The organism is Sphingomonas sp. S2M10 (assembly GCF_012650175.1).
GTDB lineage: Bacteria > Pseudomonadota > Alphaproteobacteria > Sphingomonadales > Sphingomonadaceae > Sphingomonas.
On record NZ_JAAILI010000044.1, the window covers coordinates 1 to 8,736 of the forward strand.

The following is an 8,736-nucleotide window of genomic DNA, read 5'->3' on the forward strand; positions in this document are numbered from 1 at the left end:
GCGTGGTGGTGCAAGCCAACGTGCGTGGCCGCGACGTCGGATCCGTCGTGGCGGATGCGCAGGCGGCGATCGGCAGCCAACTCCGGCTGCCTGCCGGCACCTATCTCGAATGGGGCGGCCAGTTCGAGAACCTCCAATCGGCAAGCGAACGGCTGAAGCTGGTCATTCCGGCTTGCTTCATCTTGATCCTGCTGCTCCTCTACGGGGCGTTGGGATCGGTCCGCGACGCCGCGATCGTGTTCACCGGCGTGCCTTTCGCGCTGGTGGGCGGCGTCCTGTTGCTGTTCCTGCGGGGCATGGACTTCTCGATCTCGGCGGCAGTGGGCTTCATCGCCCTCTCGGGCATCGCGGTCCTCAACGGCCTCGTCATGGTCAGCTCGATCCAAGATCTGATCCGATCAGGGATGAGCCGCGAGGAAGCCGCGCATGTTGGCGCGATGCAGCGTCTGCGACCCGTCATCATGACCGCGCTAGTCGCCAGCCTCGGCTTCGTGCCGATGGCGCTGGGCGAAGGCGCCGGCGCAGAGGTTCAAAAGCCTTTGGCGACGGTCGTCATCGGCGGTCTGATCTCGGCGACGCTTCTTACGCTGTTCGTGCTGCCGACACTCTATGCCCGGTTCGGGCAGAAAGTGATCGAGAAACCCGAGCACTACAATGAGGAGCATGAAGGGGACGACCACGGTCAGACCTTCGTGAACAACTTGGCCTGATGGATGGGCGGGGCGATCCGCGATCGCCCCGCCCATCTCTGGGAGATGGGGATATGCCTCGCACCATAACCAGCTCGATGCTTCACGGCGGGCCACTGCGCATCTGGTCGGCACTCACCGATCCGGATCATCGCCGGGCGTGGAGTCCGCTCGTATTTCTCGATGATCCGTCCCGGCTCGGCGACACAGAATGCACCTTTGCGATCCAGGGCATCACCCGGCCAATTCGGACGCCAGCACGGATTGATCGATTCGATAAACCGCACGCCTTCGCTTGGTCCTGCGGCATCCCCTATCTGTTCACGCTCGAAGAGCGGTACGAGCTGGCGGGGGACGATGGCGGCACCAGGCTAACGCATAGCTGCACGCTGCGCGGGGCGCTCTCCCTGCCGTTCGCGGCGATGATGTTGCGCCGCCTGCGATCCCTGATGGTCGAATCTGACGATCGCCTCGCAACCTATCTCCGCTGGCGGGTAGGTCAGCCTGCCCGGGCTATCAATCGTCAGCGCGTCCCCTTCCGCTACAGGAGGAAGGCGCGATGATGATGCACTGTAAGCGGGTGCTGCCCGCCGTCATCCTCGTTGTCGGGCTCGCGGCGTGCTCGGAAAGAAAGCCGCCAGCCCCGCCAACGGAGCAGCAGATCCATTCGTCCGACAGCGCCGTGGCGACCGGGGAAATGGGGCGGCATAGATATCGCTGTTCCGACGGGGAACCGCTGTTCGTCGATTACAAGGACAACGGCCTGCAGATCGATTTGCGGCGCTCCAACGGGGGACCGCCGATGATGCTGACCGCGCCAGCGCAGGGCCTGCAATATGTCGGCGAAACAGCCACCGCGACCTTCAAGGGGTCGCAGCTCACCATCGTGGAAGGCGATGGCCGTACCCGGATCTGCGAGCGGGAAGGCACGCGATGAACTGCCCTGCCTTCGAACGCCACAGGGCGCTTCGTCGGAAGAGACCGATGTCTGACACGTCGATTTCAAATGTGACAACCTTGTGCGGCCTGAATCGGGCCGGTCTGGCGATCGCGCGCCTCGGCGTCGTTCTCGTCTCCGGGGCGGTTATAGGGGCGTGTAATCCAGCGCCGACCCAGCCTACCGAGCCGGCGCATGAAAAGCATCTGACGTCGAAACTAATCGCGCAGCGCATCATGTACTGCGACGACGGCACACGCGCCGATGTCGACTTCATCGATGACGGCTTGAAAATGGCCGTCACCTGGCTGCCGAAGGGCAGGACCGAGATCCTGCGCGCGCAGCGAACCGGTGACGAGTTTCGCGGCGACCATTCGCGGGCTGTCGTGGCGGGCGGATCGATCGCGTTCACGCGACGCGGGAAGATCCGCGTCTGCCACCGAACCCCGGAGGAGTCCTAGGAAATGCAGGCACTGCTCTATACGCTTGCGCCTGTGCTGGCGGTCGTGCTCGGCGCGATTGTCGCGAGCCGCACCAAGTTGAAACCTGGCCTCGTGGCGGGCCTACAGCATCTCGCTGCCGGCGTCGTGTTCGCGGCGGCAGCGACCGAAATCCTGCCGCAGGTCAAGCATGAGGCATCGCCCAGCGCGACGTTGATCGGCGGGGCGGCGGGCGTCGCGACCATGCTGGGGCTCAAGGCTCTTGAGGCCCGCTTCAAGGGGCCGATGGCGCTACTCGCCGCGATCGGCATCGACATTCTGGTCGACGGCCTGGTGCTCGGCCTCGCTTTCGTGGCGGGCGAGAAGGCAGGTCTCCTGCTGACGATCGCGCTCACTCTGGAAGTGTTATTTCTGGGACTGACGCTGACCGACGAGCTGGCGGAAACCTATCGCTCGCGCTTGCGCATCATCGTGATCGTCTCGGCATTGGCCCTGCTGCTGCCGATCGGCGCGCTCGCTGCCGTGCCGGTCGCCGCGCTGTCGCCGGTGATGATCGCCGGCTTCCTCAGCTTCGGGCTGATGGCGCTGCTCTACCTCGTCACGGAGGAGTTGCTGGTCGAGGCGCACGAGAAACCCGACACCCCGCTCATCAGCTCGATGTTTTTCGTCGGCTTCCTGGCCCTGCTGACACTTGAGGAGATGATGGGATGATCCCGGGCAACGACAACAATGGCGGGCAGGAGCGCCGCACACTGTGGATCGTCCTGCTGCTGAACGCGGCGATCGCTGCGGGCTTCTTCGTTTCCGGCTTCTTCGCGGACTCGAGCGCGCTGATCGCCAACGGCGTCGACAACCTGTCCGATACGGCTGTGTATGCGCTGAGCCTTGTGGCGCTCACCCGGGGCCAGACATGGAAGACACGCGCCGCGGTCGCTTCGGGCGTCATGCTGCTGATCTTCGCGGGCGGCATCTTGATCGATGTCGGACGGCGCTACGTGCAGGGCAGCGAGCCCACCGCCGCAGTCCGTGTCGCGGGATCGCCGACGAGGTAGCTAATCGTATTGGTCGGCTCGTCGAAAAACGCCTCGATGAGGGGCTGAGTCATGATTTTCTCCGTTAGCGCTTGCTAATATATTAGCTGGTGCTACATAAGCAACACCTAATGGAGTGGCGATGATGCTCAAACCGCCGATGGACCTGGCGACATTCGAGGCGAAGGCCGGGCAGGTCGCCGACACGCTGAAGGCGATCGGCAATGCTCGCCGGCTGATGCTGCTGTGCAAGCTGGTCGAGCATGGCGAGATGACGGTCGGCGATCTGGCCCGTGATGTCGGCTTGTCGCAGTCGGCCTGCTCGCAGCACCTGGCCAGGATGCGCGACGAGGGTCTCGTCACCTACCGGCGGGAGAGCCAGACGCTCTGGTACGCCATCGCGGATGCCCGCGTCGAAACGCTGCTCGGCACTCTCTACCAGCTCTACTGCAAGGATTGATGCGATGACGCTCGCGACCCTTTCTCCCGACGATACCCGTGCCGCGATCGATGCCGGTGCGCGCCTGATCGACATTCGCGGTGCCGACGAGCATGCGCGCGAACGCATTCCCGGCGCGATGAACGTGCCGCTCGACCGGATCGGCGATCTCCCGCGCGACGATCGTCCGGTCGTCTTTCACTGCAAGTCCGGGATGCGCACCGCCGCCAATGCGGCGCAGCTCGGCGCGGCAGCGGGTGGCGCGCCGGCCTATATCCTGGGCGGCGGCATCGATGCGTGGCGGCAGGCAGGACAGCCCACCGTCGCCGATCGGTCGCAGCCGTTGGAAATCATGCGGCAGGTGCAGATTACCGCCGGTGGGCTGGTGCTGATCGGCGTTCTGCTCGGCACGTTCGTCGCTCCCGGCTTCTTCGGGCTGTCGGCGTTCGTCGGGGCGGGGCTGATGTTCGCGGGCGTGACGGGGTGGTGCGGCATGGCCAACCTGCTGCGCGTCATGCCCTGGAACCGGCGCGCGACAGCCTGAGGCGATCGTGGACACCGCTGCCACCCTTGCCGCGCTTGCATCGGGCGGCGTGATTGGCCTGATCCTCGGCCTTGTCGGCGGAGGCGGGTCGATCCTCGCCGTGCCACTCCTGATCTATGTTGTCGGCGTCGGATCACCGCACGCTGCGATCGGGACGGCCGCTGTCGCCGTCACCGTCAATGCGCTTGCCAGCCTGGTCGGCCATGCGCGAGCGGGCCGCGTGAAATGGCGGTGCGCCAGTGTCTTCGCCGTCTCCGGAATGATCGGCGCGGCGCTGGGGGCGGAGTTGGGCAAGGCGTTCGACGGCAAGCGACTGCTTGTCCTGTTCGGGCTTCTGATGATTGGCGTCGGTTTGTCGATGTTGCGCAAGCGCCGCACGGCGGAAGCGCCGGACGTGCGACTGACCCGCGATAGCGCCTCGACGCTGCTGCCGCGCTTGGTTCCGATCGGGCTGGGCGTCGGGCTTGCCGCCGGCTTCTTCGGGATCGGGGGCGGCTTCCTGATCGTGCCGGGGCTGATCCTCGCGACCGCGATGCCGCTGCCCTTCGCGATCGGCACGTCGCTGGTCGTCGTCAGCGCGCTGGGGTTGACCACCGCCTTGTCCTACGCCCTGTCGGGGCTGGTCGACTGGAGCGTGACCGCGATGCTGGTCGTGGGCGGCGTCGCTGGAACGATCGGCGGTATTGCATTGGGCAAGGTTCTCGGCACCCGTAAGGGGCTGCTCGAACGTGGCTTTGCCGCCGTCGTGATTGCGGTAGGAACCTACGTTACGGCATCGTCGCTCTGAACCTGAGCAGCTTCAGCCGACTGCTATCGGCGCCCTCGCGCCAACAGCTTTTCACCATCGGGCCTGATCTCGCCCTTCGGCGTGACGTGTCGGTAGAGTGTTTGGCGCGTCACGCCGAGTTCGGCGCATAGCTCCGCGACCTTGGTTTCCGGTTTGCCCATCGCGGCCTGGGCGAGACGCAGTTTGGCCGGCGTCATCTTGAACGGACGCCCGCCGTGCCGACCGCGTGCCCGAGCGGACTCCAGACCGGCGCGCGTGCGCTCGACGATCAGTTCTCGCTCGAACTCGGCGAGGCCGGCGAAAATCGCGAAGATCAGCCGACCGTTGGCGGTGGTTGTGTCAATCGACGCGCCTTCGCCCGCCAGCACCTTCAACCCGATGCCACGCTTCGTCAGATCACCAACCGTATTGACGAGGTGGCGCAAATCGCGGCCGAGCCGATCGAGTTTCCAGATGACCAGCGTGTCGTCGCGGCGCAGCGCCTTCAGGCAGGCGTCCAGTCCCGGTCGCTTGTCGAGCCGGCCCGATGCGGCATCCTCATAGATATGCTCGGGATCGACGCCGGCCGCGACCAGCGCGTCGTGCTGCAGGTCGTGGACCTGGCTGCCGTCCGCCTTGGACACCCGCGCGTAACCGATCTGCGTTGTCACATATACGTCCGTTCACGTGACGGAGCGGCATTGCCCGTCGATCAATCGCGATAATGTCACATAACCCGTCTTCTGGTCTATGCTCCATGAACGGGTACGCTTTCCTGTTTCGTGACGAACAGGAAGCCGATGCCGACCAAGACCATCCTGTCGCCCGCGCAGCGTGCTGTGATCTTCGACCCGCCTGCCGATCGCGCGACGATCGAACGGCTCTATACGCTCGGTCCCGACGATCTGGCACAGGTGGCGCGACGTCGGCGCGGGGCGAACCGGCTCGGCTATGCGGTGCAGCTTTGCTACCTGCGTCATCCCGGTCGCAGGCTACTGACGGGGGATGCGGTGCCCGCCGCCATGCTCGCGCTGCTCGCCGATCAGATCGGGTGCGTAGCCGACGACTTCACCGGCTATGCCACGCGCCCCACGACATTGCGCGAACACCGGGCCGAGATCGAAGCTCTGCTCGGTCTGCGCGCCTTCGCGCGGGTGGATGTACGGGCGATGCTGGCGCTGGGATCGGAGATTGCCGCTTCGACTGATAGAGGTGAGACGATCGTCACAGGCATGGTCGATCGCTTGCGGGCGGACCGGATCGTACTGCCGGCGACATCGACGCTGGAACGGCTCGCCCTCATCGTGCGGACACGGGCGCGCAAGGCGGCCCATTCCAATCTGATCCGCGACTGTTCGACCGAACAGGAAGCCGCACTCGAACACATGATCGCCTCCGACGATGATGGGCGCACCCGGCTAGGATGGATACGCGAATGGCCGGAAGCACCATCGGCCGCGAACCTGAAGGGAATCGTCGAACGGCTCGACACCGTGCGCGGCATCGGGATCGCGGCTGATCGAGCACGACGTATCCATGCTGCTCGCTATGCCGTCATTGCGCGGACCGCCGGCATCGTCACCGCCCAGCACCTGCGGCGTCTCGAACGTCCGCGCCGGCTCGCCATGCTCGTAGCTTCCGTGATCGAGATGGAAGCGACGTTGACCGACGCCGCGCTGGTCATGGTGGAGAAGATGGTGGGCGCGCTGTTCCGCCGTGCCGACCGCACCCGCTCCGATCGGCTGCTCGGCCAGGCACGGATGCTGAAGGACACCGCGCGTTTCCATGCCCGGCTCGGTCGCCTGCTGGTAGATGCTCGTGCGAGCGGGCGCGATGCCTTCCGCGCGATCGACGCGAAGATGGGCTGGGATCAGCTCGAACGCAGCATCCGCTTTGCCGAGGATCTGACGCGCTCGGCCGATGACGGGCTGGAAGAAGTGGTCGAACGCTATCCCGCCGTGCGGCGTTTCGCCCCGACGTTTCTCGCCGCTTTCACCTTCCGCACCGCGCGGTTGGCTGATCCGCTGCTCGGCGCGATCGAGGTGCTGCGCACGATGTACCGCGACGGTCGATCGGTCCTGCCGAAGCGAGTGCCGACCAGCTTCATCAAGCCGCGCTGGCGCAAGGTCGTGCAGCCGGCGGAAGGGACGATAGACCGGCGCGCCTATGAGATCGCAGTGATCGCCCACCTGCGCGAGCGGCTCGGCTCGGGCAGCATCTGGGTGGACGGCAGCCGCGCCTATCGCACGCTCGACGACTATCAGCTGCCCATGCCCGCCTTCGAAGCGATGCGCGCGAGCGGCGATCTGCGCCTGGTTGTGCCGACCGACTTTTCCAAATGGTACGAGGAACGCCGCACCCTGTTGGCCCGGCGCATGACGGAGGTGGAGCGCGCAGCCGCAGCGGGCGAGCTGGTCGATGTGACGATCGAACGCGGGCAGTTGCTCATATCGTCGATCCGGCGATCCCCGTCCGACGATGCCGATGCGCTAAAGGCCCGGCTCTACGCGATGCTGCCGCGCGTCCGAATCACCGATCTGCTGGTCGAGGTCGCCGCATGGTCGGGATTCGCCGACCGTTTCGTCCATGCGCGCAGCGGCGCCCCCGCCTCCGACCAGTCCGCGCTGATGGGTGCGATCCTCGCCGATGCGACCAACCTCGGCCTGGGCCGCATGGCCGAAAGCTCGCGCGGGCTGACGTTGTCTCGCCTGCGCTGGACGGCGGAATGGCATGTGCGCGACGAAACCTATCTGTCGGCGCTGGCGGCGATCGTCGATTGCCATACCGCGCATCCGCTCGCGGCGGTCTGGGGACCGGGCGATACATCGTCGTCGGACGGGCAGTTCTTTCGTGCCGGTGGTCAGGGCGAGGCCCGCGCCGATCACAACGCCCGCTATGGCACCGAACCAGGCGTGCTGTTCTACACCCACGTCACCGACCGCTTCACGCCGTTCCACACCAAGGTCATCGCCGCCAATGCCGGCGAGGCCGCGCATGTCCTCGACGGCCTGCTCGACCATGAAAGCGAGCTGGTCATCCGCGAACATGCGACCGATACCGCCGGCGCGGTCGATCATGTCTTCGGCCTGTGCCATCTGCTCGGCTTCCGCTTCGCGCCCCGCATCCGCGACCTCAACGAGCGCCGGCTCTACAGCCTGTCGCCGCTCGACTCGTGGCCGACGCTGCGCCCGCTCGTCGCCGGTCCGGTCAAGATCCGCGCGATCGAGGAGAACTGGGACGAAACCCTGCGCCTTGCCGCCTCGATCCGCGCCGGCACGGTGAGCGCCTCGGTCATGCTCCGCAAGCTGGCGGGCTTCCCGCGTCAGAACTCGGTCGCCCGCGCGCTGCGGGAGATAGGTCGGATCGAACGCACCCTGTTCATGCTCGACTGGTTCGATGATCCCGACCAGCGTCGTCGCACCGGCAGCATTCTCAACAAGGGCGAGGCCCGCAACGCGCTCGCCCGCGCCATCTTCTTCAACCGCCTCGGCGAACTGCGCGACCGCACCTTCGAGAACCAGCGCCATCGCGCCTCCGGCCTGACCCTCGTCACCGCGGCCATGACGCTCTGGAACACCGTCTATCTCGACCGAGCTGTCCGTCATCTGCGCGGCAGCGGCGTCGACGTGCCCGACGAGCTGCTCGCCCACGTCGCCCCTCTGGGCTGGGAGCATATCGGCCTCACCGGCGACTATCTCTGGGGCGAGATCGACAAACCTCGCGAGCGGTTCAGGCCGCTGCGCCTCCACCAGCAAAGCCGGGACGCTTAGACCCCATGACTGCCGGAGCCGCGGGGGCTCAAATCTGAGATGCTGACGATGGATTTGTCAGCACTGGAGGCGAGTCATGACGGAAGCAGTGAAATACGTCGGTCTGGACGTGCATAAGGA

The 8,736-nt window shown here is 65.9% G+C and carries 10 protein-coding genes and 2 pseudogenes; 10 read left to right on the top strand and 2 right to left on the bottom strand.

Annotated elements, in window-relative coordinates:
• The 6 genes and pseudogenes from S2M10_RS10770 to S2M10_RS10795 form a co-directional block, all read left to right on the top strand.
• Positions 1–710 (top strand): efflux RND transporter permease subunit (locus tag S2M10_RS10770; RefSeq protein ID WP_168846065.1); only part of this gene is annotated, 710 nt, incomplete at its 5' end.
• Between the two features lie 53 nt (positions 711–763).
• Positions 764–1,252 (top strand): SRPBCC domain-containing protein, encoded by a 489-nt coding sequence (locus S2M10_RS10775; protein WP_004212879.1) that lies wholly within the window; start codon positions 764–766, stop codon positions 1,250–1,252.
• Entirely contained in the window at positions 1,249–1,626 is a 378-nt protein-coding gene (locus S2M10_RS10780) for a hypothetical protein (protein ID WP_004212880.1), read from the top strand. Before S2M10_RS10775 ends, S2M10_RS10780 begins: the two co-directional genes overlap by 4 nt.
• 47 nt (positions 1,627–1,673) lie before the next feature.
• Entirely contained in the window at positions 1,674–2,087 is a 414-nt protein-coding gene (locus S2M10_RS10785) for a hypothetical protein (RefSeq protein WP_004212881.1), read from the top strand.
• Positions 2,088–2,090: 3 nt separating this feature from the next.
• The gene (locus S2M10_RS10790; RefSeq protein ID WP_004212882.1) at positions 2,091–2,777 is read left to right on the top strand and encodes a hypothetical protein; all 687 of its coding nucleotides are present in this window, start codon (positions 2,091–2,093) and stop codon (positions 2,775–2,777) included.
• Positions 2,774–3,079: pseudogene (locus S2M10_RS10795) on the top strand (cation transporter); the annotation flags it as partial. The gene S2M10_RS10790 and the pseudogene S2M10_RS10795, both read left to right, overlap by 4 nt.
• Here S2M10_RS10795 and S2M10_RS22675 read toward each other — a convergent pair.
• Positions 3,079–3,171: pseudogene (locus S2M10_RS22675) on the bottom strand (MBL fold metallo-hydrolase); the annotation flags it as partial. The pseudogenes S2M10_RS10795 and S2M10_RS22675 sit on opposite strands and share 1 nt — an antisense overlap.
• Positions 3,172–3,239: 68 nt before the next feature.
• Between S2M10_RS22675 and S2M10_RS10800 the strand changes: the two are divergent.
• Genes S2M10_RS10800 through S2M10_RS10810 form a run of 3 tightly spaced genes read left to right on the top strand, consistent with a single transcriptional unit; the run spans position 3,240 to position 4,867 of the window.
• Positions 3,240–3,557, top strand: coding sequence for a metalloregulator ArsR/SmtB family transcription factor (locus S2M10_RS10800; protein ID WP_042469298.1), 318 nt, complete (start codon positions 3,240–3,242; stop codon positions 3,555–3,557).
• 4 nt (positions 3,558–3,561) lie between these two features.
• The gene (locus tag S2M10_RS10805; RefSeq protein ID WP_042469176.1) at positions 3,562–4,080 is read left to right on the top strand and encodes a rhodanese family protein; all 519 of its coding nucleotides are present in this window, start codon (positions 3,562–3,564) and stop codon (positions 4,078–4,080) included.
• A gap of 7 nt (positions 4,081–4,087) precedes the next feature.
• On the top strand, positions 4,088–4,867 hold the full coding sequence (locus tag S2M10_RS10810) for a sulfite exporter TauE/SafE family protein (protein ID WP_042469177.1): 780 nt from the start codon (positions 4,088–4,090) through the stop codon (positions 4,865–4,867).
• A 23-nt stretch (positions 4,868–4,890) separates the two neighbouring features.
• Here S2M10_RS10810 and S2M10_RS10815 read toward each other — a convergent pair whose 3' ends face one another.
• Entirely contained in the window at positions 4,891–5,517 is a 627-nt protein-coding gene (locus tag S2M10_RS10815; protein WP_082052512.1) for a recombinase family protein, read from the bottom strand.
• A 129-nt stretch (positions 5,518–5,646) separates the two neighbouring features.
• Here S2M10_RS10815 and S2M10_RS10820 point away from each other — a divergent pair, with 129 nt between their 5' ends.
• Complete coding sequence (locus S2M10_RS10820) at positions 5,647–8,616, top strand: Tn3 family transposase (protein WP_042491074.1); 2,970 nt, start codon at positions 5,647–5,649, stop codon at positions 8,614–8,616.
• Positions 8,617–8,736 lie beyond the last annotated feature (120 nt).

Excerpts from the sequence above, each read along its gene's own strand:
- S2M10_RS10790 (WP_004212882.1), top strand. The coding sequence starts at position 2,091 with ATGCAGGCACTGCTCTATACGCTTGCGCCTGTGCTGGCGGTCGTGCTC.
- S2M10_RS10780 (WP_004212880.1), top strand. The coding sequence starts at position 1,249 with ATGATGATGCACTGTAAGCGGGTGCTGCCCGCCGTCATCCTCGTTGTC.
- S2M10_RS10820 (WP_042491074.1), top strand. The coding sequence starts at position 5,647 with ATGCCGACCAAGACCATCCTGTCGCCCGCGCAGCGTGCTGTGATCTTC.
- S2M10_RS10775 (WP_004212879.1), top strand. The coding sequence starts at position 764 with ATGCCTCGCACCATAACCAGCTCGATGCTTCACGGCGGGCCACTGCGC.
- S2M10_RS10785 (WP_004212881.1), top strand. The coding sequence starts at position 1,674 with ATGTCTGACACGTCGATTTCAAATGTGACAACCTTGTGCGGCCTGAAT.
- S2M10_RS10800 (WP_042469298.1), top strand. The coding sequence starts at position 3,240 with ATGATGCTCAAACCGCCGATGGACCTGGCGACATTCGAGGCGAAGGCC.
- S2M10_RS10805 (WP_042469176.1), top strand. The coding sequence starts at position 3,562 with ATGACGCTCGCGACCCTTTCTCCCGACGATACCCGTGCCGCGATCGAT.